This window comes from Streptomyces botrytidirepellens, from assembly GCF_003721215.1.
GTDB classification, from domain to species: domain Bacteria; phylum Actinomycetota; class Actinomycetes; order Streptomycetales; family Streptomycetaceae; genus Streptomyces; species Streptomyces himastatinicus.
This window is the reverse complement of record NZ_RIBZ01000108.1, coordinates 1-26,833: the sequence shown is the minus strand read 5'-3', so window position 1 is coordinate 26,833 and position 26,833 is coordinate 1. Positions and strand designations below refer to the sequence as shown.

Sequence of the window (26,833 nt, the reverse complement as noted above, 5' to 3'; positions counted from 1 at the left end):
TTGTGGACTTTCACGGATGGGTTGATGACGATGTCGAAGGACTCCAACGAGGACCGGCTGCGGGAGTATCTGCGGCTTGCTACCGGTGAGTTGCAGCAAACCCGGCGCCGTCTGCACGAGGTGGAGGACCGGGAGCGGGAGCCGATCGCGATCGTGGGAATGGCGTGCCGTTTCCCCGGTGGCGCGGCCACGCCGGAGGGGCTGTGGGAGCTGGTCGCCGACGGCCGGGACGCGGTGGGCGAGTTCCCCACCGACCGGGGCTGGAACCTGGACGGGCTCTACGACCCGGACGGGACGGGCGAGAACACCAGCTACGTCCGGCACGGCAGTTTCCTCGACGGCGCGGGCGACTTCGATCCGGAGTTCTTCGGGATCAGCCCGCTGGAGGCGCTGGCGATGGATCCGCAGCAGCGGCTGCTGCTGGAGACCTCGTGGGAGGCGGTGGAGCGGGCCGGGATCGACCCGCCGTCGCTGAAGGGCAGCGCCACGGGCGTGTTCGCGGGGCTGGTGTACCACGACTACCCGGGCAGCAGCGTGACGGGCGCGCTGGTGTCCGGCCGGGTGGCCTACACCCTGGGTCTCGAGGGCCCGGCGGTGACGGTCGACACCGCCTGCTCGTCGTCGCTGGTCGCGCTCGACATGGCGGTCAAGGCGCTGCGCGGCGGGGAGTGTTCCCTGGCGCTGGCCGGCGGGGTGACGGTCATGTCGACGCCGGTCACCTTCGTGGAGTTCAGCCGCCAGCGGGGCCTGTCGCCGGACGGCCGCTGCAAGGCGTTCGCCGCGGCGGCCGACGGCACCGGATGGGGCGAAGGCGTCGGCGTGCTGGTGCTGGAGCGGCTGTCGGAGGCGCGCCGCAACGGCCACCGGGTGCTGGCGGTCGTACGCGGCAGCGCCGTCAACCAGGACGGCGCCAGCAACGGCCTGACCGCGCCGAACGGCCCGTCCCAGCGCCGGGTCATCCAGCAGGCGCTGACGAACGCGGGCCTGTCCGCGGCCGATGTGGACGCGGTGGAAGCACACGGCACGGGGACGACGCTGGGCGATCCGATCGAGGCACAGGCACTGCTGGCCACCTACGGGCAGGAACGCCCGGACGACCGGCCGCTGTGGCTGGGATCGGTCAAGTCGAACGTCGGTCACACGCAGGCGGCCGCGGGCGTCGCCGGTGTGATCAAGATGGTCCAGGCGATGCGGCACGGGATCCTGCCCAAGACGCTGCACGTGGACGAGCCGTCGCCGCAGGTGGACTGGTCGGCGGGGAACGTCAGGCTGCTGACCGAGGCCCGCGCGTGGCCGGAGGGCGAGGGCCCGCGCCGCGCCGCCGTGTCGTCGTTCGGCGCCAGCGGGACGAACGCCCACGTCATCGTCGAGGAGGCGGTCGAGGACGCGCCTGAGTCGACCGGCGCGCCGGCGCCCACCGGCGCGGCGGAGCCGCAGGACGGCTCGGAGCGCCCGGTGGTGCCCTGGGTGATCTCGGGCACGTCCGAGGCCGCGGTACGCGCGTACGCGGCGCGACTGCTGGACGTGGCGGCGGGGGAGCCCCGCCCGGCGGACGTGGGGTGGTCGCTGGCGACGCTGCGGGCGCCGTTCGCGTACCGGGCCGCGGTGGTGGGCGCCCGCGGCGAGGAGATCGCACAGGGCCTCGCCGCCGTGGCGCAGGGGCAGGCCCCGGTGGTGTCGGCCCGCTCCGCGACCGGCCCGGTGATGGTGTTCCCGGGACAGGGGTCGCAGTGGGTGGGGATGGCGGTCGAGCTGATCGCGTCGTCCGAGGTGTTCGCGGAGCAGATGGCCGCCTGCGAAGAGGCGCTGGCGCCCTTCGTGGACTGGTCGCTCCGCGACGCGCTGGGCGACGAGGCCATGATGGAACGGGTCGATGTGGTCCAGCCCGTGCTGTGGGCCGTGATGGTGTCGCTCGCGGGGCTGTGGCGGCACTACGGCGTGGAGCCCGTCGCGGTGGTGGGCCACTCCCAGGGGGAGATCGCCGCGGCGAGCGTGGCCGGAGCGCTGTCGTTGCGGGACGCGGCCCGGGTGGTGGCGCTGCGCAGCAGGGCGCTGCCCGCGCTGTCCGGCCAGGGCGGCATGGTGTCGGTGGCGCTGCCCCGGGAGGAGGCGGAACGGCGGCTCTCCCGGTGGGGCGACCGGATGTCCGTCGCGGCGGTGAACGGTGGCGCCTCGACGGTGGTCTCGGGCGAGGTGGGCGCCCTGGAGGAACTGCTTGCCGCGTGTGAGGCGGAGGAGGTGCGGGCGCGCCGGATTCCGGTGGACTACGCCTCGCATTCGGCGCAGGTGGAGCGGATCGAGCAGGAGCTGCTGGAGGTGCTGGCGCCGATCCGGCCCCGCGCCGCGCGCATCCCCTTCTACTCCACCGTGACCGGCGACCTCATGGACACCACGGGGCTGGACGGGGGCTACTGGTACCGGAACCTGCGGCAGACCGTGGAGTTCGACCGGGTGATCGGCCTGCTCACCGAGCGGGGCATGGACGTGTTCATCGAGGCCAGCGCTCATCCGGTGCTGGCACCCAGCATGGAACACACCGCGATCGGCACGCTGCGCCGCGACGACGGTGGCCTGGACCGTTTCCTGACCGTCCTGGCCCAGGCCCACACCCACGGCGTGGACGTCGACTGGGAGAAGGTGTTCGCCGGGACCGGGGCCCGTCAGGTGGAGCTGCCGACGTACGCCTTCCAGCACCGCCGGTACTGGCTGACCGATCCGGTGGGCGGCGCCGACGCGGTCTCGATGGGGCTGGGCGCGCTGGGCCACCCGCTGCTCGGCGCGATGGTCATGCTCGCGGACTCGGACGAGGTGGTGCTCACCGGACGGCTGTCGATCGGGGCCCTGCCCTGGCTGGCCGACCACGTCATCGACGGATCGGTCCTCTTCCCCGGCACCGGGTTCGTGGAGCTGGCGGTGCGCGCGGGCGACGAGGTCGGCTGCGGCCGGGTCGAGGAACTGACCCTCCACGAGCCACTGGTCCTCACCGAGCGTGGCGGAGTGGCCGTACAGGTCGTCGTCGGCGCGGAGGACGAGGCGGGCCGCCACGCGGTCACGGTGTACGCGCGTGAGCAGGACGCGATGGACCTGCCCTGGAACCGGCATGCCACCGGTCTGCTGACCTCGGCCACCTCGACGGCGGGCGGCGCCGACCTGACGGCCTGGCCGCCACCCGGCGCCGAGCCGATGGACCTGGATGTCGCCGCCCTGTACGGGGAGTTGGTCGACCTGGGAATGGCGTACGGGCCGACCTTCCAGGGACTGCGGGCGGCCTGGCGGTCCGGCGACGAGGTGTTCGCCGAGATCGCCCTGCCGGACGGCGCCGAGGCCGATGGCTTCGGTCTGCACCCGGCCCTGCTCGACGCGGGCCTGCACGCGATCGGCCTCTCCCCGGCGGGGGCCGGGGACGCGGCCCTGCTGCCGTTCTCCTGGTCGGGCGTGGAACTGCACGCCTCCGGCGCGGGCGCGCTGCGGGTGCGCGTCACCCCGCTCCAGGACGGTGTCGCGGCCCTGACGATCGGCGACGCGACCGGCCAACCCGTCGCCACGGTCGACTCCTTGGTGCTGCGGCCGCTCACCGCCGTGCGGACCGCACCCCGCACCGAATCGCTCTTCCACGTCGCCTTGGCCCCGCTCCCCACCGGCGGGGACACGGCCACCGACACGGAGGTGTTCCGCGTCGCCGCCGGGTCCGATGTGCGTACGGCGGTGAACGGGGCGCTGGAGGCGCTCCAGTCCGCCGCCTCGCGTCTGGTGGTGGTCACACGGGGCGCGGTCCCGGTGACCGGCGACGACGACCCCGACCTGGCCGCGGCGGCGGTCTGGGGCCTGGTCCGCAGCGCCCAGACCGAGGACCCGGGGCGGTTCGTCCTGGTCGACCTGGACACTGCCGACGGTGCGGACGACGCGGCCGACGATGCCGCCATCGCCTCGGCGTGCGCGACCGGGGAGCCCCGGATCGTGGTCCGCGGGAACACTCTCCACGCCCCTCGGCTCGCCCGACTCGCGGAAACAGCGCGGACGGAGGACGCACCGGCGCCGGTGTTCGGCGACACGGTGCTGATCACGGGCGGGGTGGGGGTGCTGGGCGGTCTGATGGCCCGGCATCTCGTCACCGAGTACGGCGTACGACGGCTGCTGCTGACCGGTCGCCGGGGCGCGGACACCCCGGGCGCCGCCGAGCTGGTGGCGGAGCTGACCGGCCTGGGGGCCGAGGTGGAGGTGGCCGCGTGTGATGTCGCGGACCGGGAGGCCGTGGCGGCGCTGCTGGCGGGGCGGGCGCTGTCGGGTGTGGTACACGCGGCGGGGGTGCTGGACGACGGGGTGATCGCGTCGCTGACGCCCGAGCGGGTGGACCGGGTGATGCGCCCGAAGGTGGACGCGGCGCTCCATCTGCACGAGCTGACGCGCGAGATGGACCTGAGCGCGTTCGTGCTGTTCTCCTCGGCCGCCGGGGTCATCGGCTCCCCGGGACAGGGCAACTACGCGGCGGCCAACGCGTTCCTGGACGCCCTGGCCGCACACCGCCGCGCCCAGGGGCTGCCCGCGCTGTCCCTGGCGTGGGGTGTGTGGCAGACCAGCTCGGGGATGGCCGGGAGCCTGGGCGACGCCGACCGGTCCCGTATGACCCGCGGCGGCATCCTCCCGCTGTCCCACCGCGAGGGCCTGGCACTCTTCGACGCCGCGGTGCGCGCGGACGCGGCCGTGCGGGCCGACGCGGCGGTGCGCGCGGACGCCGTACGAGGGGACACGGCACGCGCGGACGCACCCGCCGCGGTCGTCCCCGTGAAACTGGACCTCGCGGCGGTCCGCGCGAGCGGCTCGGTGCCGGAGCTGCTGCGCGGGCTGGTTCCCGTCGTCACCCGCGGCACCGCCCGCAACCGGGCCGACGCGGACGGGCTCCGCCGGCGGCTGGTGGGCCTGTCCGAGGACCAGCGGCTGGAGACGCTGCTGACCCTGATCCGCGGCCAGGCCGCCATGACGCTCGGCTACGCCGGGCCGGAGGCCGTCGACCCGGAGCGTGCGTTCCGCGACCTGGGAGTCGACTCGCTGGCCGCGATGGAGCTGCGCAACGCGCTGGGCCGGACGACGGGGCTGAAGCTGCCGGTCACGTTGGTGTTCGACTATCCGACCCCCGCCGTCCTCGCGCGCCATCTGCTGGACGAGGTGTCGGGGACCGTGAACGAGCGCCACGTCCAGCCGGTCGTGACCCCGGCCGACGGCGACCCGATCGCCATCATCGGCATGGCCTGCCGCTACCCCGGTGGGGTGGCCTCGCCGGAGGACCTGTGGCGACTCGTGGACGGCGGAACGGACGCCATCTCGGCCTTCCCCGACAACCGCGGCTGGAACCTGGAGCGGATCTACGACCCCACGGCCACCCGGCCGCGGACCAGCTACGTCGACCAGGGCGGATTCCTGTACGACGCGGCCGAGTTCGACCCCGGCTTCTTCGGGATCGCGCCGAACGAGGCGATGGTCATGGACCCGCAGCAGCGGTTGCTGCTGGAGACGTCCTGGGAGGTGCTGGAGCGCGCCGGGATCGATCCGACGACGCTGAAGGGCAGTCCGACCGGTGTGTTCGCCGGGATGATGTACCACGACTACAGCCAGAACAGCAGCACGGGTGCCATCGTCTCCGGCCGCGTCGCCTACACCCTCGGTCTCGAGGGCCCGGCCGTCACCGTCGACACCGCCTGCTCGTCCTCGCTGGTCGCCCTGCACTTGGCCGCCCAGGCGCTGCGGTCGGGCGAATGCACCCTCGCCCTCGCGGGCGGCGTCACCGTGATGGCCACGCCGGACAACTTCATCGAGTTCAGCGAGCAGCGGGGCCTGTCGCGGGACGGCCGGTGCCGGTCCTTCGCCGCCGCGGCCGACGGCTCCGGCTGGGGTGAGGGCGTGGGCATGCTGCTGGTGGAGCGGCTGTCGGACGCGCGCCGCAACGGCCACCCCGTCCTGGCGGTCGTACGGGGCACCGCGACCAACCAGGACGGCGCCAGCAACGGCCTGACCGCCCCCAACGGACCCTCCCAGCAGCGGGTGATCCGGCAGGCGCTGGCCAACGCGGGCCTGGCGCCGGCCGAGGTGGACGCGGTCGAGGCACACGGCACGGCCACCACGCTGGGCGATCCCATCGAGGCGCAGGCGCTGCTCGCCACGTACGGCCAGGACCGCCCCGGCGACGAGCCGCTGTGGCTGGGGTCGATCAAGTCGAACATCGGCCACACCCAGGCGGCGGCCGGTGTGGCAGGCGTCATCAAGATGGTCCAGGCGATGCGGCACGGCGTCCTGCCGAGGACGCTGCACGTCGACGAGCCGACGCCGCAGGTGGACTGGGCGGCGGGCGAGGTCCGGCTGCTCACCGAGGCACGGGAGTGGCCGCGCGGCGACCGACCGCGCCGCGCGGGCGTGTCCTCCTTCGGCATCAGCGGCACCAACGCCCACGCCATCATCGAAGAAGCCCCGCCGATCGAGGAAAGGCCCGCGGAGCGGCGGGAGTTGCCGGTCGTCCCGCTGGTGGTGTCGGCCCGGACCCGGGCGGCGCTGGACGCCCAGCTCGACCGGATGACCTCCGTGGGGCAGGACGCGCTGGACGTGGCGTACTCGGCAGCGACGGGCCGGGCCGTGCTGGAGCACCGCGCGGTACGGATCGGGCCGTCCGAGACCGTCATCGGCTCCGTCACCGAAGGCAGGCTGGCGTTCCTGTTCACCGGGCAGGGCAGCCAGCGGGTGGGGATGGGCCGGGAGCTGTACGACACGTTCCCCGTGTTCGCGGCGGCGTTCGACGAGGTGTGCGACGCGCTCGACATGCCGTTGCGCGAGGTGATGTGGGGCGACGAAGTTGCCCTGGACCGCACCGAGTTCACCCAGCCCGCCGTCTTCGCGCTCGAAGTGGCGCTGTTCCGGCTGGTGGAGTCGTGGGGCATCACACCGGACGTGCTGACCGGGCACTCCATCGGCGAGGTGGCGGCGGCGCATGTGGCCGGGGTGTTCGGCCTCGCCGACGCGGCCCGGCTGATCACCGCGCGCGGACAGCTGATGCAGGCCCTGCCGCCCGGTGGCGCGATGGTGGCCATCCAGGCCACCGAAGAGGAGGTCACCCCGCTGCTCGGCGAACGGGTGGGGCTCGCGGCCGTCAACGGCCCGGCGGCCGTGGTCGTCTCCGGTGCCGAGGATGCCGTGACCGCGCTCGCGGAGCGGTTCGGTGACCGCAGGACGGCCCGGCTGAAGGTCTCGCACGCGTTCCACTCACCGCTGATGGACCCCATGCTGGAGGACTTCCGGGAGGTCGCCGAGAGCGTCACGTACCACGAACCGGCCCTCCGGCTCACGAAGGACATGGCGTCGGCGGAGTACTGGGTGCGGCATGTGCGGGACACCGTGCGGTTCGCCGACGATGTGCGCGTCCTGCGGGACGAAGGCGTCACCCGGTTCCTGGAGATCGGCCCGGACGCCGTACTGACCGCGATGGCCCAACAGACCGCCGAGGGCACGATGGCGGCCGCGCTGCGCCGCGACCATCCCGAGACGGAAAGCCTGTTCACCGCGGTCGGGCGGCTGTTCACCGCCGGAGTCCGCGTCGGCTGGGAGGCCATTCTCGGCGGCCGCGGGGCACGGCGCGTCGATCTGCCGACCTACCCCTTCCAGCGGCAGTCGTACTGGCTGGAGTCGGGGCGCGGACCGGAGGCGTCGGACCATCCGCTGCTGGACGCGGCGGTCGGGGTCGCGGGCACGGATCAGACCGTGCTGACCGGGCGGCTCTCGCCCGGCACACAGCCCTGGCTCGCCGACCATGTCGTCGGCGGCGGGCTCCTCTTCCCCGGTACGGGCTTCGTCGAGCTGGCCGTCCGCGCGGGCGACGAAGTGGGATGCGGCCGGATCGAGGAGCTGACGATCGAGGCGCCCCTGGTCCTCGCGGAGCGCGGCGCCGTGGCCCTTCAGGTGCTGGTCGGGCCGGACGACGGCTCCGGCCACCGACCGGTCGAGGTGTACTCGCGCGGTGAGGACGAGATCCATCAGCCCTGGGCCCGCCACGCCGCCGGAACACTGGCCCCGGCCACCGGCGACGGCGCGCGGGAGAGGGCGCAGTGGCCGCCGCCCGGGGTGGAGCCCGTGGACGTGGCGGGCCTGTACGAGGCGCTCGCGGACGCCGGAGTGGCGTACGGGCCGGCCTTCCAGGGGCTGAAGGCCGCCTGGCGGCGCGGCGACGAGGTGTTCGCCGAGGTCGTGCTGCCCGGCGCGGCGGACCGGTTCGGGCTGCACCCGGCGCTGCTGGACGCGGCGCTGCACACGATCCCGCTGCTCTCGGCCGACGACCGTGTCGTCCTCCCCTTCGCCTGGACGGGCGTGGAACTGCACGCCTCCGGCGCCGATGTGCTCCGCGTACGGGTCGCGTCATCCGGTCAGGACCAGGTCACCCTGGACGCCGTGGACGGCACGGGCCGACCCGTCATCTCCGTGAACTCCCTGACGCTGCGGCCGATGGCGACACCGTCCCTCGCCCGCGTCGACTCGCTGTTCCAGGTGGAATGGACACCCGTGGCGGCGGCCACCCAGAGCCATGGTGACATCACGGTGTGGCGGGCCGAGGGCGATGATGTCCGGTCCACGCTGCAATCCGCCCTGACGGCGCTCCAGTCGGAGACCGGCACCCTGGCGGTCCTCACCCGCGGTGCGGTGTCGGTGGCCGGTGAGGACGTCACCGACCTGGCCGGTGCGGCGGTGTGGGGCCTCGTGCGCAGCGCCCAGTCGGAGGATCCGGGGCGGTTCGTCCTGATCGACGTGGGCGGTGCGGAGTACGAGACGGACATCGCGCTCGCGCTGGCGGCGGGAGAGCCGCAGGTGGCGGTCCGGGACGGAAAGGTCTACGTGCCGCGGCTGCGGGCCGCCTCGGTGACGGAGTCCGAACCGTCGTCCGTCTTCGGCGACGCGGTGCTGGTCACGGGCGCGTCGGGGGCGCTGGGCGGCCTGGTGGCGCGTCATCTGGTGACCGTGCACGGCGTGCGGCGGTTGCTGCTCACCAGCCGCCGCGGGATGGACGCACCGGGCGCCGCCGAGCTGGTGGCGGAGCTGACCGGGCTGGGCACCGAGGTGGAAGTGGCCGCGTGTGACGTGGCCGACCGCGAGGCGCTGGCGGCGCTGCTGGCGGGCCGGGAGCTCTCGGGCGTCGTCCATGCGGCGGGTGTGCTGGACGACGGGGTGATCGCGTCGCTGACGCCGGAGCGGATGGACCGGGTGCTGGGTCCGAAGGCGGACGCGGCGCTGCATCTGCACGAGCTGACGCGCGCGATGGAGCTGAGCGCGTTCGTCCTGTTCTCCTCGGCGGCGGGTGCGATCGGCTCGCCCGGGCAGGGCAACTACGCGGCGGCCAACGCGTTCCTCGACGCCCTGGCCGTCCACCGCCGCGCCCAGGGCCTGCCCGCCCAGTCCCTGGCCTGGGGCCTGTGGGCGACCGACGCCGGTATGGCCGGGGAGCTGGCGGACCACGACCGGCAGCGGATCGTCCGTACGGGGCTGACGGGGCTGTCGCCCGCCGAAGGGCTGAAGCTCTTCGACACGGCCGCCGCACTCGCCGCCCCCGTCCTGGTCCCCATGAGCCTGGACACCAGGGCGCTGAACGCGGCCGAGGCGCCCCCGATGCTGCGCGGCCTGGTACGCGGCTCCGCGCGGCGTGCCGTGTCGGCGCGCCACGACGAGGGCAGGGCCGCGGCGCTGCGGCAGCGGCTCGCCGCACTGCCCGCCGACGAGCGGTACGACGAGCTGCTCACCCTCGTCCGTACCCATGCGGCGGCCGTGCTGGGGCACGCGGGCCCGGAGGCCATCGAACCCGAGCGGGCCTTCGGCGACCTCGGATTCGACTCGCTGGGCGCGGTCGAATTCCGCAACGCCGTCAACGCCGCCACCGGGCTGCGGCTGCCCCCCACCCTGATCTTCGACTACCCCAACGCCAAGGTGCTGGCCGAACACCTCGCCACGGAACTGGCGCCCGCCCCCGCCGACGGTGACACCGGCGCCGACGAGGAAACCGTCCGCCGCCTGCTCGCCTCGATCCCGCTCACCCGGCTGCACGACGCGGGGCTGATGGACACCCTGCTCGAACTCGCCGGTGCCGCCGCCCCCGCCACGGCCGCGCCCGGGGCGGAGCAGCAGGACGCGATCGACGCGATGGACACCGAAACCCTCATCAGCATGGCGCTCCAGGACACCGCCCTGACCGCCCTCGACGACGACGCGACGCGGGAAGCCTGAGGACACGATGGCCGACACCGACCACAAACTCGTGGCGGCGCTGCGCGCGTCGCTCAAGGAGACCGAGAGTCTGCGCGCCCGCAACCGCGCCCTCCAGGCCGCCTCCCGCGAACCCATCGCGATCGTGGCGATGAGCTGCCGCTACCCCGGCGCGGCCTCGCCCGAGGAGCTGTGGCGGCTGGTCGCCGACGGGACGGACGCCGTCTCACGGTTTCCCACCGACCGCGGCTGGGACGAGACGGCCATCTACGACCCCGAGCCCGGACACCCCGGCAAGACGTACAGCCGGGAAGGGGCGTTCCTGTACGACGCCGCCGAGTTCGACCCCGAGTTCTTCGGGATCGCGCCGAACGAGGCGATGGTCATGGACCCGCAGCAGCGGTTGCTGCTGGAGGCGTCGTGGGAGGTGCTGGAGCGGGCGGGGATCGACCCGACGACGCTCAAGGGCAGCCCGACCGGTGTGTTCGCCGGGATGATGTACCACGACTACACCTACAACAGCAGTACGGGCGCCATCGCCTCCGGCCGCGTCGCCTACGCCCTCGGACTGGAGGGCCCGGCCGTCACCGTCGACACCGCGTGCTCGTCCTCGCTGGTCGCCCTGCACTGGGCGGTCCGGGCGCTGCGGTCGGGCGAGTGCTCGCTCGCGCTCGCGGGCGGTGTCACGGTGATGGCGACGCCCGAGACGTTCATCGAGTTCAGCCATCAGCGCGGGCTGGCGCCCGACGGCCGCTGCAAGTCGTACGCGGTAGCCGCCGATGGCACCGGCTGGGGCGAGGGCGTGGGCATGCTGCTGGTCGAGCGGCTGTCGGACGCGCGCCGCAACGGCCACCCGGTGCTGGCGGTGGTACGGGGGAGCGCCCTCAACCAGGACGGCGCCAGCAACGGCCTGACCGCCCCCAACGGCCCCTCCCAGCAACGTGTGATCAAGCAGGCCCTGGCCCACGCCCGGATATCCGCCGACCAGGTCGATCTGATCGAGGGGCACGGCACGGGCACGACGCTCGGCGACCCGATCGAGGCGCAGGCGCTGCTCGCCACGTACGGCCGGGACCGCCCGGACGACCGCCCGCTGTGGCTCGGCTCGATCAAGTCCAACATCGGCCACACCCAGGCCGCGGCGGGCGTGGCGGGCATCATCAAGGTCGTCCAGGCGATGCGGCACGGCGTCATGCCGAGGACGCTGCACGTGGACGAGCCGACACCGCAGGTGGACTGGGCCGCGGGCGAGGTCCGGCTGCTCACCGAGGCACGGGAGTGGCCGGACGAGGGGCGTCCGCGCCGTGCGGGTGTGTCCTCCTTCGGCATCAGCGGGACGAACGCCCACGTCATCATCGAGGAGGCGCCGCCCGTCGAGGCCGAGGACGAGGCGGCGGCTCCGGCCGCGGCGGGGCCCGTCCTGTGGACGCTGTCCGCCAGGAGCCCGGAGGCGCTGCGGGCCCAGGCCGAACGCCTCCACTCCCACCTGGGCGAACGACCGGACCTGGCTTCCGAGGACGTGGCGTTCTCGCTGGCCACCGGCCGCGCGGCCCTCGAACACCGGGCGGCGATCGTCGCCGACGACCGTACGGACCGTACGGACCTGCTCGCGGGCCTCACCGCCCTGGCCCAGGGATCCCCGTCGCCCTCCCTCGTCACCGGCAGGGCCCGCGAGGGCAAGGTGGCGTTCCTGTTCACCGGGCAGGGCAGTCAACGCCTCGGAATGGGACGGGAGTTGTATGCCACCTTCCCGGTCTTCGCGGCGGCGTTCGATGCGGTGTGCGAGGCGTCCGGGCTGCCGCTGAAGGAGGTGATGTGGGGCGATGACGAGGAGGCGTTGCACCGCACGGAGTTCACCCAGCCCGCGATCTTCGCCGTGGAAGTGGCGCTGTACCGGCTGGTGGAGTCCTGGGGGCTTCGCCCGGACTTCCTCGTCGGCCACTCGATCGGGGAGCTGGCGGCGGCCCATGTCGCGGGTGTGCTGAGCCTGGAGGACGCCGCGCGGTTGATCACGGCCCGGGGACGGCTGATGGGCGCGTTGCCGCCCGGCGGCGCCATGGTGGCGATCCAGGCCACGGAGGAGGAAGTCGCGCCGCTGCTGGACGGCGAGGTGGGGATCGCTGCGGTGAACGGACCGTCGTCGGTGGTGGTGTCCGGTGCCGAGGATGCGGTGGCGGCGGTGGCCGGGCGGTTCACGGACCGTAAGACGAGTCGCCTGTCCGTCTCGCATGCGTTCCATTCGCCGTTGATGGACCCGATGCTGGATGACTTCCGCAAGGTGGCCGAGGCCGTCACCTACGGTCGGCCGGCCATCCGTCTGACGAAGGACATGACGTCGGCGGAGTACTGGGTGCGCCATGTGCGGGACGCGGTGCGGTTCGCCGATGATGTGCGCCGTCTGGAGAGCGAGGGCGTGACCCGGTTCCTGGAGATCGGGCCGGACGGCATCCTCACGGCCATGGCCCGGCAGACGGTGCCGGACGCCACGACGGCGGCCGCCCTGCGCCGCGACCGCCCCGAGGCCGTAACGCTGCTGACAGCGATCGCACAACTGCACACCACGGGCGCCTCTCCCGACTGGACGGCCCTCTTCGCGGGACGGGGAGCACACCGCGTCGACCTGCCCACCTACGCCTTCCAGCGCAGCCGTTACTGGCTGTCGGCGCCGGTGGCCGGGGAGGGCGGAAACGCGGTGTCCCTGGGCCTCACCACGCTCGACCACCCCCTGCTGACCGCAGAAGTCGCGGTCCCGGGCTCCGGGACCGTGGTGTTCACGGGGCGGCTGTCGACGGACACCCAGCCCTGGCTGGCCGACCACGCGGTGCTCGGTACGACGCTGCTGCCCGGGACCGCATACGTCGACATGGCTATACGCGCGGGCGACCAGGTCGGCTGCCGCGTCCTCGAAGAGCTGACCCTGCACGAGCCCCTGGCCCTGCCCGAGGGCGGCGGTGTGCGGCTGCGGCTGACCGTCGGCGAACCGGCCGACGACACGGGACGACGCCCCCTCACCCTCCACGCGCAGGCCGAGGACACCGACGACGCGGAGGCGGCCTGGACCCTGCACGCGGAGGGTGTGCTGACGCCCGAGGACACCGCCGCGCCGCCGCCTTCCGACCTGACGCAGTGGCCGCCGCCCGAGGCGGCGAGGATCGCCACCGACGACGCGTACGAGCGTTTCCACGACATCGGCTTCGCCTACGGCCCGGCGTTCCAGGGGCTCAAGGCGGCCTGGCGCGTCGGCGACGAGACCTTCGCCGAAGTGGCGCTCGGCGACACGGTGGGCGCCGGGCGTTTCGTGCTGCATCCGGCCCTGCTGGATTCCGCGCTGCACGCGGTGCTGCTCGGCACGGGCGAGGACGACGCCACGGCGTTGCCGTTCGCCTGGAAGGGGGTCCGGCTGCACGCCTCCGGCGCCACGGCCGCGCGCGTCCGGCTCACACCCAAGGGCGAGGGCGCGACGGAGGTACGGATCGCCGACGCCCAGGGGCGGCCCGTGGCGTCCGTGGAGTCGCTGATCGCGCGGGAGGTGTCGGCCGAGCAGCTCGCACCGGCACCCACCCGGCCCGGCGACTCCCTCTTCCACGTGGCGTGGACACCCGCCTCCGCCCCCACCGCCGGAACGGACTGGACGGTGGTCGCCGACTTGGCGGAACTCACCGACCCGGTGCCCGCCACGGTCGCGTGGACGCTCCCCGGCGGCACGGGCGACCTCGCCGACGACGTCAGAACGGTCACCGGCGACACCCTCCGGGCCCTTCAGACCTGGCTCGCGGACGAACGGTTCGCCGACCGCAGGCTCATGGTGGTCACCCGCGGCGACCACCTCGCCCACGCGGCCGCCCGGGGGCTGGTCCGCGCCGCCCACGCGGAGGACCCGGAGCGCTTCGCGCTGCTCGACACGGACGGCCACGGTGACCCGGAGACCATCGGCCTTGCCATCGCGTCCGGCGAGCCGGAACTGCGCCTCCAGGACGCCGCACTCCTCGTACCCCGCCTGGCGCGCACCCCCGCGGACCCGGAACACCCACCCGCCTGGGACCGGCTCGGTACCGTGCTGATCACCGGCGGTACGGGCGGCCTCGGCGCTCTCGTCGCCCGCCATCTGGTGGCCGAGCACGGCGTCCGCGACCTGCTGCTGACCAGCCGTCGCGGCATGGACGCCGAGGGCGCGGCCGACCTGCGACAGGAGCTGACCGGGCTCGGCGCGACGGTCGAGATCGCGGCCTGCGACGTGGCGGACCGGGCCGCGCTGAAGGCGCTGCTCGCCGATCGCCGGCTCGGCGCCGTCGTCCACACCGCCGGGGTGCTGGCCGACGGCCTGATCGCCAACCTGACGCCGCACAGCCTCGACCAGGTGCTGCGTCCCAAGGTGGACGGCGCGCTCAACCTGCACGACCTCACCCGCGGCCACGACCTGGGCGCCTTCGTGCTGTTCTCGTCGTCGGCGGGTGTGCTCGGCGCCCCCGGCCAGGGCAACTACGCCGCCGCCAACACCTTCCTCGACGCGCTCGCCCACCACCGTCACGCCGAAGGACTGCCCGCGCAATCCCTCGCCTGGGGGCTGTGGGCGGACACCGGTGGCATGGCGGGCGGCCTGAGCGAGGCCGACCTCCGGCGACTGCGCCGCCAGGGCATGCCCGCGCTGTCGGCGGTCGACGGACTCGCGCTGTTCGACGCCGCGTCCGCCCGTACCGAGCCGGTGCTGGTGCCGATGGGGCTGGAGCTGCGGGCGCTGAGCGGCGGAAGCGGTGGCGAACTCCCCGCACTGCTGCGCGGGTTGGTCCCGGCCACGCGGCGCCGTACGGCGGCCGCCGATCCCGCGGTGCTGCGGCGCGAGCTGGCGGCGCTGCCCGCCGAACGGCGGGAGGGAGCGCTGCGCGATCTGGTGCTGGGCCTGGCCGCCACCCTGCTCGGACACAGCGGCCCCGAGGCGGTCGACCCCGAACGCGACTTCCTGGAGTCCGGGTTCGACTCGCTCACCGCGATGGAGCTGCGCACCGCGCTGAACGCGGCCACCGGGCTGAAACTGCCCGCGATGGCGGTGTTCGACAGCAAGAACCCGTCCCTGCTGGCCCGTCTCCTCGCCGACGAGCTGGCCGGGCTCCCCGCCACCGAGCCGCAACCGCAGACAGAGCAGGAGGCGGAGACGACGGACGAGAGCGTCACCGACCTGTTCCGGCGGGCCGTCCACGCCGGTGACACCTCCGGCGCGCTGGCGCTGATGTCGGCGGTCGCGGCGCTGCGGCCCCGCTTCGCCACGCCCGGCGACTTCGGCCGCGTCCCGAAGGCGGTGCGGCTGGCCGACGGTCCGCGCCGTACCCGGCTGATCTGCCTGGCCACACCCATGGCGGCGGGCGGTGTGCACCAGCACGCCCGGCTGGGCGCGGAATTCCGGGACGTCCGCCACGTGTCGGCCCTTCCGCTCCCCGGATTCGCCCGGGGCGAGCCACTGCCCGGTTCGGCCGAGGCGCTGTCGCGGGTCCTGGCCGACGCCGTGCTGGAGGCGGCCGAGGGCGAGCCGTTCGCCCTGCTCGGCTACTCCTCCGGCGGCATCATCGGCCACGTCCTCGCCCGGCACCTGGAGGAGGTGGCGGAGGTCCCGCCCGCCGGGCTGGTCCTCATCGACACCTTCCGCGTCGACGACACGGCGATGAAGTTCGGCTTCGACCAGCTCATGCGGGAGGTGCTGGCAATGGAGTCGGCCTACGGACCGTACGATGCGGCGCGGCTTTCGGCGATGCCGTACTACTTCGGGGTGCTGGGCGACTTCGCCCCCGTGACCCTGGCCGCGCCGACCCTGTTCGTCCAGGCGGAGCAGCCGTTCGTGGAACCGCCCGAGGGCGTCGACCCGGCCGAGATGAGGGCCCGGCCCTGGGACCCGGACCACACGCTGCGCACCGTGCCGGGCGACCACTTCTCGCTCGGGCAGGAGCACGCCCCGACGACCGCCCGGACCATCGACGAGTGGCTGACGACGCTCGACTGAGCCGCGACCGACGTACACGTTCCCCCGGGGATATCCACGCCGCGCACGGGCGACGCGGAACCCCGCTGCTGAGCAGGACCCGAACCGAGGTGGTTTGAGACATGGCGCCCACGCCAACGGCCAAAGGAACCGTCCCCTTCCGGGAGTACCGCACCTGGTACCGCGTCACCGGCCAGCCGGGATCGGGCCGCCCGGCCCTCGTCGTCGTCCACGGCGGCCCCGGGTCCACGCACGACTACCTGATCCGGCTGGCCGCCTTCGCCGAACACGGCTGGCCCGTGGTGCACTACGACCAGCTCGGGAACGGCGGCTCCACCCATCTGCCGGACGCCGACCCCGGCTTCTGGACCCCTCAGCTCTTCCGCGACGAGCTGGACAACCTCCTGCACCGACTCGGCATCGCCGACGACTACATCCTGTTCGGGCAGTCGTGGGGCGGGATGCTCGCCGCCTGGCACGCCTCGACCCGGCCCGCCGGGCTGCGCGGCCTGGTCGTCGCCAACGCCCCCGCCTCCTACCCGCTGTGGCTGTCGGAGATGGATGTGCTGCGCGCCCAGCTGCCACCCGGCGTGGACGCCACGCTGCGGCGCCACGAGGCCGCGGGCACCACGGACAGCGACGAGTACCTGGAGGCGATGCTGGTCTTCTACAGCCGCCACGTCTGCCGCCTCGACCCGTGGCCCGGCGAACTCATGGCCTCCTACCTGGAGGCCGTGACCGACCCGACGGTCTACCGCACCATGAACGGGCCCAACGAGTTCCACGTCATCGGCAGCCTCCGCGACTGGTCGGTGATCGACCACCTGCCCCGCATCGACGTGCCCACCCTGGTCGTCTCCGGCCGCCACGACGAGGCCACTCCGGTCACCGTGCGCCCCTACCAGGACCTCATTCCGAACGCCCGCTGGGAGATCTTCGAAGACTCCAGCCACGCCCCGCACCTCGAGGAACCGGAACGCTTCACCGAGGTGCTCGGCACATTCCTTGACACGGTCGGCGCGCCCGGCACGCGGACCACGACGGTGAGCGGAGGCTGAGACGACGGTGGATGCCAACGTCGAGGAGATCGTCGAGGCGCTGCGCGGCTCGCTCGTCGAGAACGAGCGGCTGCGGCGGGACAACGAGAGCCTGCGCGCCGCCGCGAGTGTCGCGACGGAACCCGTCGCGATCATCGGCATGGCCTGCCGCTTCCCCGGTGGCGTCGCCTCCCCGGAGGAGCTGTGGGCGCTGGTCGCCGAGGGCCGCGACGCCATCGGCCCGTTCCCCGGCGACCGTGGCTGGGACCTGAGCACCCTGTACGACCCGGAGCCCGGAAAGCCCGGCAAGAGCTACGTACGCCATGGCGGTTTCCTGTACGACGCCGCCGACTTCGACCCCGAGTTCTTCGGCATCAGCCCGCGCGAGGCCCTCACCATGGACCCCCAGCAACGGCTGCTGCTGGAGATCACCTGGGAGGCGGTGGAACGGGCGGGCCTGGACCCGGCGTCGCTGCGCGGCAGCCGCACCGGTGTCTTCGCCGGTGCCATGTACCACGACTACGGCATCACCAGCAGCGACGGCAGCCTGGTGTCCGGACGCGTCGCCTACACCCTCGGCTTCGAGGGCCCGGCGGTCACCGTCGACACCGCCTGCTCCTCGTCGCTGGTGGCGTTGCAGTGGGCGGCGCAGGCCCTGCGTACGGGGGAGTGCACCCTGGCGCTGGCCGGGGGCGTCAGCGTGATGGCCACGCCCGAGACGTTCATCGAGTTCAGCGAGCAGCGCGGGCTTTCGCCCGACGGCCGCTGCCGCTCGTTCGCCGCCTCCGCCGACGGCACCGGCTGGGGCGAGGGCGCGGGCGTCCTGCTGCTGGAGAAGCTGTCCGACGCCCGCCGCCACGGCCACCCCGTGCTGGCCGTGGTGCGCGGCTCGGCGGTCAACCAGGACGGCGCGTCCAACGGCTTCAGCGCGCCCAACGGCCCGTCCCAGCGCCGTGTGATCAAGCAGGCGCTGGCCGCTGCCGGGCTGACGCCCGCCGACGTCGACGCCATGGAGGGGCACGGCACCGGGACCTCGCTCGGCGACCCGATCGAGGCGCAGGCGCTGCTCGCCACGTACGGCCGGGACCGCTCGGAGGACCGCCCACTCTGGCTCGGCTCGATCAAGTCGAACATCGGTCACTCCCAGGCCGCCGCGGGCGTCGCGGGCGTCATCAAGATGGTCGAGGCCATCCGGCACGGCACCCTGCCGAAGACCCTGCACATCGATGCGGCGACACCGGAGGTGGACTGGGACGCCGGGAACGTACGCCTCCTCACCGAGGCCCGCGCCTGGCCCGACACCGGCCGTCCGCGCCGCGCCGCGATCTCCTCTTTCGGAGTCAGCGGCACCAATGCCCACGTGATCATCGAGCAGGCGGACACCGGCCCCGTGTCCGAGCCCCTGCCCGCCGAGCGGCCCTCGACCCCGGGCGTGCCCGTGCCGCTGCCCCTGTCAGCCCACACCACGGCCGCCCTGCGCGCCCAGGCCCGGCACGTGGCCGACCATCTGCGGAACACACCCGGCCTCGACCCCGTGGACCTGGGCTTCTCCCTCGCCACCAGCCGTGCCGCACTCGCACGCCGCACTGTCGTGGTCGGCCGCGACCGCGAAGAGATCCTCGGCGCGCTGACCGCACTGGCGGACGACGCGGACGACACAGCCCTCGGTGGCGTCGCCCGGTCCACCGGGCTGACCGCCTTCCTGTTCACCGGACAGGGCAGTCAGCGCCTCGGCATGGGCCGGGAGCTGCACGCCGCGTTCCCCGTCTTCGCCCGCGCCTTCGACGAGGTGTGCGCCGCGCTCGACCCGGCGGTGCGCGAGGTGATGTGGGGCGACGAGGAGGCGCTGCACCGTACGGAGTTCACCCAGCCCGCCGTCTTCGCTCTCGAAGTGGCACTGTTCCGGCTGCTGGAATCGTGGGGCGTACGGCCCGACTTCGTCGCCGGCCACTCGATCGGCGAGCTGGCCGCCGCCCATGTGGCCGGGGTGTTCTCCCTCGCCGACGCGGCCCGGCTCATCACCGCGCGGGCCCGGCTGATGGGGGCGCTGCCGCCCGGCGGCGCGATGGTGGCCGTGGAAGCGACACCGGACGAGGTGGCGCCGTACCTGACCGAGCGGGTGGACCTCGCCGCCGTCAACGGCCCCACCTCCGTGGTGCTCTCCGGCACCGAGGACGGCGTCACGGCGGTCCTCGAACGGCTTGGTAAGCGCAGGACGAGGCGCCTGACGGTTTCGCACGCCTTCCACTCGCCCCTGATGGACCCGATGCTGGACGCATTCCGCCGCGTCGCCGAGACCATCGCCTACGCCGAGCCGCGCATCCCCGTCATGACGGACGGCGAGGTGGCCACCGCCGAGTACTGGGTGCGACACGTCCGGGACACGGTCCGGTTCGCGGACGCGGTGTCCCGGCTGGAGGCCGAAGGCGTCACCCGGTACGTGGAGGTGGGACCCGACGGCGTGCTGACCGCCATGGCCCGGCAGTGCCTCACCACCTCCGCCGACACCGCCGTGCTCGTCCCGGCGCTGCGCCGCCGCGACCCCGAGCCCGTCGCCGTCCTCACCGCCCTCGGCCACCTGCACAGCGCGGGCCTGCGCGTCGACTGGGCAGGCGTGTTCGACGGACGGGGCGCCCGGCGCGTCGACCTGCCCACCTACCCCTTCCGGCGCGCCCGCTACTGGCTCGACAAGAGCGGCCGGGGCGGCGACGTCACCTCCGCGGGCCTCGACCGGCCCGACCACCCGCTGCTCGGCGCGATGGTGCGGCTGCCCGGCTCGGACGGTGTGGTGTTCACCGGACGGCTGGCCACCGGAGCCCACCCCTGGCTGTCCGACCACACCGTGCTCGGCTCCGTGCTGCTGCCCGGCACCGCGTACGTGGAACTGGCCGTACGGGCCGGCGACCAGGTGGGATGCGGCCGCGTCGAGGAACTCACCCTGGGCGCGCCCCTGATCCTGCCCGAACACGGCGGCGTCCACCTCCAGGTCGCCGTCGACGCGCCCGACGCGTCCGGCCGCCGCCCGGTGGCCGTGTACTCCCGTGCCGACGACGCCCCGATCGACCGCGAATGGATCCAGCACGCCGAAGGGATCCTGGCCCCCGACGCCGGTGAACCGTCCGCCGACCTCGCCACGTGGCCCCCGCGCGACGCCGAACCCCTCGCCGCCGAAGGGCTCTACGAACGGCTGGACTACGGTCCCGCGTTCCAGGGGCTGCGCACGGCATGGCGACGCGGCGACGACGTGTTCGCTGACATCGCCCTCCCGGCCGGTGTCGACGCCGGACGCTTCGGCCTCCATCCCGCCCTGTTCGACTCGGCGTTGCACGCGCTCGACCTGGCGGCGGACGACGGTGCGACGGTCCTGCCGTTCTCCTGGTCGGACGTCACCCTGCACACCGAAGGCGCCACCGCCGCCCGGGTCCGCCTGTGCGTCCGGGGCGACGACACCGTGTCGCTGGAGCTGGCCGACGCCCTGGGACGGCCCGTCGCCTCGGTCGGCTCGCTGACGCTGCGTCCCGTCACCGCCGACGGGCTCGCCCTGGCCTCGGCCAGGGTCGCGGACGCCCTCTTCCGCGTCGAGTGGGTCCCGGCCACCGGTGGGCGGGCGGTGGCCGACGATGCCGAGGTGGCCGTGCACCACTGCACGCCGACGACCGGGGACACGCCGTCCGCGGTGCGTGCGGCGGTCAATGGCGCGTTGGAAGCCGTACAGGCGGCGGCCGGTCGCGATGCCACCCTCGTCGTCATCACCAACGGCGCGATCGACGGCTCCGACCTCGGCCACGCCGCCGTCCGGGGACTGGTGGGCGCCGCCGCGAGCGAGAACCCCGGCCGCGTCGTCCTCGTGGACACGGACACCGAGACCGACTTCCGCTCCCTCCTGGAGATGGGCGAGCCCGAACTGAGCGTCCGGGGCGGCGAGGTCCGCGTACCGCGGCTGGTCAGGGTGCCGCTCGGCCCGGACACCCCCGCATGGGACCCGGAACGCACCGTCCTGATCACCGGCGGCACCGGCGCCCTCGGCGCCGCCGTCGCCCGCCACCTCGTCACCCGGCACGGGGTCCGGGGGCTGCTGCTGACCAGCCGCCGCGGCCCGGAGGCGCCGGGCGCGGCCGGGCTGATCGAGGAACTGACCGCGCTGGGCGCCGAGGCCGAGGTGGCGGCGTGCGACGTGGCCGACCGCGACGCCCTGGCCACGCTGCTCGACGGCCGGAGCATCGGCGGGGTCGTGCACACGGCGGGCGTGCTGGACGACGGCGTGATCCCCTCGCTGACGCCCGGCCGTGTCGACCACGTACTGCGCCCGAAGGCGGACGCGGCGTGGCATCTCCACGAACTCACCCGCGACATGGGGGTGACCGCGTTCGTGCTCTTCTCGTCCGTCGCCGGTGTCCTCGGCGCGCCCGGGCAGGGCAACTACGCGGCCGCCAACACGTTCCTGGACGCCCTCGCCGCCCACCGGCACGCCCACGGGCTCCCCGCGCTGTCGCTGGCCTGGGGCCCGTGGGCCGGTGACGGCATGGCGGACGGTCTCGACCAGGGGGGTCTGCGCGCCCTGGCCCCGGAAGAGGGCCTCGCGCTGCTCGATGCCGCCGCCGGTGTGCCGGAACCCGCGCTGGTGCCCGCCCGGTTCGACCCGGCGGCCTTCGACACGCCTCCGCCGCTCCTGCGCGGCCTCGTCCGCGGCCGGTCGCGCCGCGCCGCCGACACCGCCGACACCACGGCCTCCGCCACCGAGGCACTACGGCGGCGGCTGGCCGCGCTCACCGACGACGAACGCGCCGCCGAACTCCTCGGCCTCGTCCGCTCCCAGGCCGCCGCCGTCCTCCGCCTCGCCGGAGCCGAGGCCGTCGACCCCGAACGGGCCTTCCGCGACCTGGGGTTCGACTCCCTCACCGCGGTCGAGCTGCGCAACCTCCTGAGCGCCGCCACCGGGCTCCGGCTGCCCGCCACCCTCGTCTTCGACTACCCGACCCCCGGCGAGCTGGCCCGGCACCTCCTGGAGGAGCTGTCCGGCGCGGTGGAGAAGGCGGCGGTCGGGCCCGTGGTGACACGGGTGGACGACGAGCCGATCGCCATCGTCGGGATGGCGTGCCGTTATCCGGGCGGGGTGGATTCGCCCGAGGGGCTGTGGCGGCTGGTGGACGAGGGCGTGGACGCGATCTCGGAGTTTCCGGCCGACCGTGGCTGGGGCGTCGAGGACATCTACGACCCCGAGCCCGGCAAACCCGGCAAGACCTATGTGCGCGACGGCGGGTTCCTGCACGACGCGGCCGAGTTCGACGCGGACTTCTTCGGCATCAGCCCCCGCGAGGCCCGCGACATGGACCCGCAGCAGCGCTTGCTGCTCGAGGTGTCGTGGGAGGCGCTGGAGCGCGCCGGGATCGACCCGGGCACGTTGAAGGGCACCCCGACGGGTGTGTTCGCCGGGGTCATGTACCACGACTACTCCGGCGGGACCGGCGGCGGCAGCCTCGTCTCCGGGCGCGTCGCCTACACCCTCGGGCTCGAAGGCCCCGCGGTGACCGTGGACACGGCGTGCTCGTCGTCCCTGGTGGCGATGCACTGGGCGACCCAGGCACTGCGTTCCGGCGAATGCTCACTCGCCCTCGTCGGCGGCGTGACCGTGATGGGAACGCCGCAGTCGTTCATCGACTTCAGCGAGCAACGCGGGCTGGCGACGGACGGCCGCTGCAAGTCCTTCTCGTCCTCCACGGACGGCACCGGGTGGGGCGAGGGCGTGGGCATGCTGTTGGTCGAGCGGCTGTCGGACGCGCGCCGCAACGGCCACCCGGTGCTGGCGGTGGTACGGGGGAGTGCCCTCAACCAGGACGGCGCCAGCAACGGCATCTCGGCCCCGAACGGACCCTCCCAACAGCGCGTCATCCGCCAGGCGCTGGCGAACGCCGGCTTGTCGGCCGGTGATGTGGACGCGGTCGAGGCGCATGGCACGGGGACGACGCTGGGCGATCCGATCGAGGCGCAGGCGCTGCTGGCGACGTACGGACAGGATCGCGCGGAGCCGCTGTGGCTGGGGTCGATCAAGTCCAACATGGGCCACACCCAGGCGGCGGCCGGGGTGGCGGGCATCATCAAGATGGTGCAGGCGATGCGGCACGGTGTGCTGCCGAGAACGCTGCACGTGGCCGAGCCGACGCCGCAGGTGGACTGGTCGGCGGGCAACGTCCGGCTGCTGACCGAGCCGAGGGACTGGCCGCGCGGCGAGCGTCCGCGCCGCGCGGGCGTCTCGTCCTTCGGTATCAGCGGGACGAACGCCCATGTGATCGTGGAGGAAGCCCCGCCGGTCGAGGAGAAGCCCGAGGAGCGCCGTGAACTCCCGGTGGCGCCGATCGTGGTGTCGGCGAAGACGCACCACGCGCTCCAAGCCCAGATTCAGCGGATTCGTGCGTTCGCCGACGACCACGAGCAGCTTGATGTGGCGTTCTCGGCGGCGACGGGACGTGCGGCGTTTGAGCATCGTGCGGTGCTGGTGGGGTCGGAGACGATCAGCGATGTGGTGGCGAGCGGGGGCGGCAAGGTGGCGTTCCTGTTCACCGGTCAGGGCAGCCAACGCCTGGGGATGGGGCGGGAGTTGTATGACACCTTCCCTGTCTTCGCGGCGGCCTTTGACGCGGTGTGTGAGGCCTCGGGGTCGGCGCTGAAGGAGGTGATGTGGGGCGACGATGAAGCGGCGTTGCAGCGTACGGAGTTCACCCAGCCCGCGATTTTCGCCCTGGAAGTGGCCCTGTTCCGGTTGCTGGAGTCCTGGGGTATCCGCCCGGACCACCTGGCCGGTCACTCCATCGGCGAACTGGCCGCCGCCCATGTCGGGGGAGTGCTGAGCCTGGAGGACGCCGCGCGGTTGATCACGGCGCGAGGACAGCTGATGGGGGCGCTGCCACCCGGTGGGGCCATGGTGGCGATCCAGGCCACGGAGGAGGAAGTGGCGCCGCTGCTGGACGGTGCGGTGGGAATCGCCGCGGTCAACGGCCCGTCCTCGGTGGTGATTTCGGGCGCCGAGGACGCCGTGACGGCGGTCGTCGCCCACTTCGGCGATCGTAAGACGCGCCGCCTCTCCGTCTCGCACGCGTTCCACTCGCCCTTGATGGACCCGATGCTGGAGGACTTCCGCAAGGTCGCGGAGAGCGTGGAGTACCACGCCCCGGCCATCCGCCTGACGAAGGACATGGCGTCGGCGGAGTACTGGGTGCGGCATGTGCGCGATGCGGTGCGGTTCGCCGATGACGTGCGGGCGTTGCGGGACGAGGGGGTGACGCGGTTCCTGGAGGTGGGGCCGGATGGGGTGCTGACGGCGATGGCGCAGCAGTCCGTCGAGGGCACGATGGCGGCCACGCTGCGCCGGGACCGTCCCGAGGTGGAGGGCGTGTTCGCCGGGGTGGGGCGGTTGTTTGCGGTGGGTGTGCCGGTGGACTGGGCCGCGGTGTTCGCGGGGCGCGGTGCCCGGCGGGTGGAGTTGCCCACGTATCCCTTCCAGCGCACCCGCTACTGGCTGATCGAGCAGCCTACGGCTCTCGCCGGGGCCGACACGGTCGACCATCCGCTCCTGGGCGCGCGGGTCGTGCTGCCGGACACCGGTGGGGCGGTGTTCACCGGGCGGCTCTCCCTCGACTCCCACCCCTGGCTCGCCGACCACGATGTGCTGGGCACCCTGCTGCTGCCCGGCACCGGCCTGGTCGAACTCGCGTTGCAAGCCGCCCACCAGGTGGGGTGCGAGGCGATCGACGAGCTGACGCTCGCAGCGCCCCTCGTCGTCCCCGAAAAGGGCGGCGTGGCGGTGCGGGTCGTGGTGGGTGGCCCGGACGACTCCGGCGCGCGCACCCTCGAGATCTACTCGTCCCTCGATGACGAGACGTGGACCCGTAACGCGACCGGTGGCATCGTCCCGTCCGCCACGCCACCGTCGTCCGATCTGAGCGTCTGGCCACCGGCCGACGCGACGCCGCTTCCGGTGGACGGTGCCTATGCGGCCCTGCTCGCCCGCGGCTATGACTACGGTCCGGCCTTCCAGGGGCTCAGGGCGGCCTGGCGGCGCGGCGATGACGTCGTGTTCGCCGAGGTCGCGCTTCCGGAAGGGGCGGAGGCGGCCCGGTTCGGTGTGCATCCCGCGCTGCTGGACGCGGCGATGCACGTCGGGCTGATCGAGGACGAGGGGGCAGGGGCGCCGGAGCTGCCGTTCTCCTGGGGTGGCGTCTCGCTCCACCGGGCCGGTGCCTCGGCGCTGCGCGTCCGGCTGTCGCACCGGGACGGGGACGGCGGTACGGAGGTGCTGGTCGCCGACGAGACCGGGGCGCCCGTCCTCTCCGTGGCGAACCTGACGTCGAGGCCCGTGTCGGCCGGGCAACTGCGGGCGGGCGGCGACCACCGCGAGTCGCTGTTCGCCCTCACCTGGACGAAGGCGGCCGCCCCCAGCGCGCCGGAGACACCCGTCGAGGTGTACGAGGTCCCGCGGGCGGCGGGTGACGCACCCGAGGCCGTACGCGTGGTGCTGGGCGAGGTGCTGGCGCGCCTCCAGGAGTGGCTGGCCGACCACGGCAAGGACGAGGAGAAGCTCGCGGTCGTCACCCGTCGTGCGGTGCCGGTCGAGGGCGAGGTGGTCGACCTGGGCCAGGCACCCGTATGGGGTCTGGTCCGGGCGGCCGCGGCGGAGAACCCGGGCCGGTTCCTCCTTCTCGACCTCGATGAGGCGGACACCGTGCCACCCCTGGCCGACGCGCCCGAGATGGCGTTCCGGGACGGCGAACTGCTCGTCCCCGAGTTCGCCCGCGTGCCCGCCGCCGCGGTGGACGAGTCCCACGACCCGTGGGACCGGGCGTCCACGGTGCTGATCACGGGCGGGACCAGTGGCCTCGGAGCCCTGGTGGCCCGTCACCTGGTGACGGCACACGGCGTCAAGCGGCTCGTCCTCACCAGCCGCCGGGGCGAGAACGCGCCGGGCGCGCCGGAACTGCACGCCGAACTGACGGCCCACGGTGCGCACGTGGCCATCGAGGCGTGCGACGTGACCGATCGCGCCGCGCTCGCCACCGTGCTGGACCGGCATCCGGTCGACGCCGTCGTGCACGCGGCCGGTGTCGTGGACAACGGGCTGGTGCGAGGGCTGACCCCCGAGCGCATGGACACGGTCCTGCGACCCAAGGTGGACGGGGCCTGGAACCTGCACGAGCTGACGGCCGACCGCGACCTGTCGGCGTTCGTGCTGTTCTCCTCGCTCGCCGGGCTCGTGCTGGCCGCCGGGCAGGGCAACTACGCCGCGGCGAACGTGTTCCTGGACGCGCTCGCCCACCGTCGCCACCAGGCCGGACTGCCGGTGACCTCGCTGGCGTTCGGGCTGTGGGAGGCCGACACCGGGCTCGGCGAGCTGGCCGAGGCCGACCGGAAGCGCATGCTGCGCATGGGCCTGCCCGCCCTGTCGCAGGAAGAGGGACTGGCGCTGCTGGACGACGCGCTGCGTACGCGGGAGCCGCTGCTGGCCCCGTTCCACCTGGACATGTCCGCCCTGCGGACACGTCCCGCCGACCGGCTCCCGGGGATGCTGCGCGGCCTGGTGCCCACCGCGCGCCGCCGCGTCGGCCCGGGCCCG

The 26,833-nt window shown here is 73.8% G+C and carries 3 protein-coding genes and 1 pseudogene; all 4 read left to right on the top strand.

All coding sequences use genetic code 11. The features are described from left to right. The gene (locus EEJ42_RS08265) at positions 1 to 10,245 is read left to right on the top strand and encodes an SDR family NAD(P)-dependent oxidoreductase (protein ID WP_425472859.1); all 10,245 of its coding nucleotides are present in this window, start codon (positions 1 to 3) and stop codon (positions 10,243 to 10,245) included. Positions 10,246 to 10,276: 31 nt separating this feature from the next. Continuing rightward, on the top strand, positions 10,277 to 16,213 hold the full coding sequence (locus EEJ42_RS08260) for a type I polyketide synthase (protein WP_425472860.1): 5,937 nt from the start codon (positions 10,277 to 10,279) through the stop codon (positions 16,211 to 16,213). Positions 16,214 to 16,314: 101 nt separating this feature from the next. Further along, the gene (locus EEJ42_RS08255) at positions 16,315 to 17,250 is read left to right on the top strand and encodes a proline iminopeptidase-family hydrolase (RefSeq protein WP_123099319.1); all 936 of its coding nucleotides are present in this window, start codon (positions 16,315 to 16,317) and stop codon (positions 17,248 to 17,250) included. A gap of 97 nt (positions 17,251 to 17,347) precedes the next feature. Next, positions 17,348 to 26,833, top strand: a pseudogene (locus EEJ42_RS08250) (SDR family NAD(P)-dependent oxidoreductase); the annotation flags it as partial.

Bases quoted from the DNA above. Each gene is read 5' to 3' on its own strand.
- EEJ42_RS08255 (WP_123099319.1), top strand. From the start codon at position 16,315: ATGGCGCCCACGCCAACGGCCAAAGGAACCGTCCCCTTCCGGGAGTAC.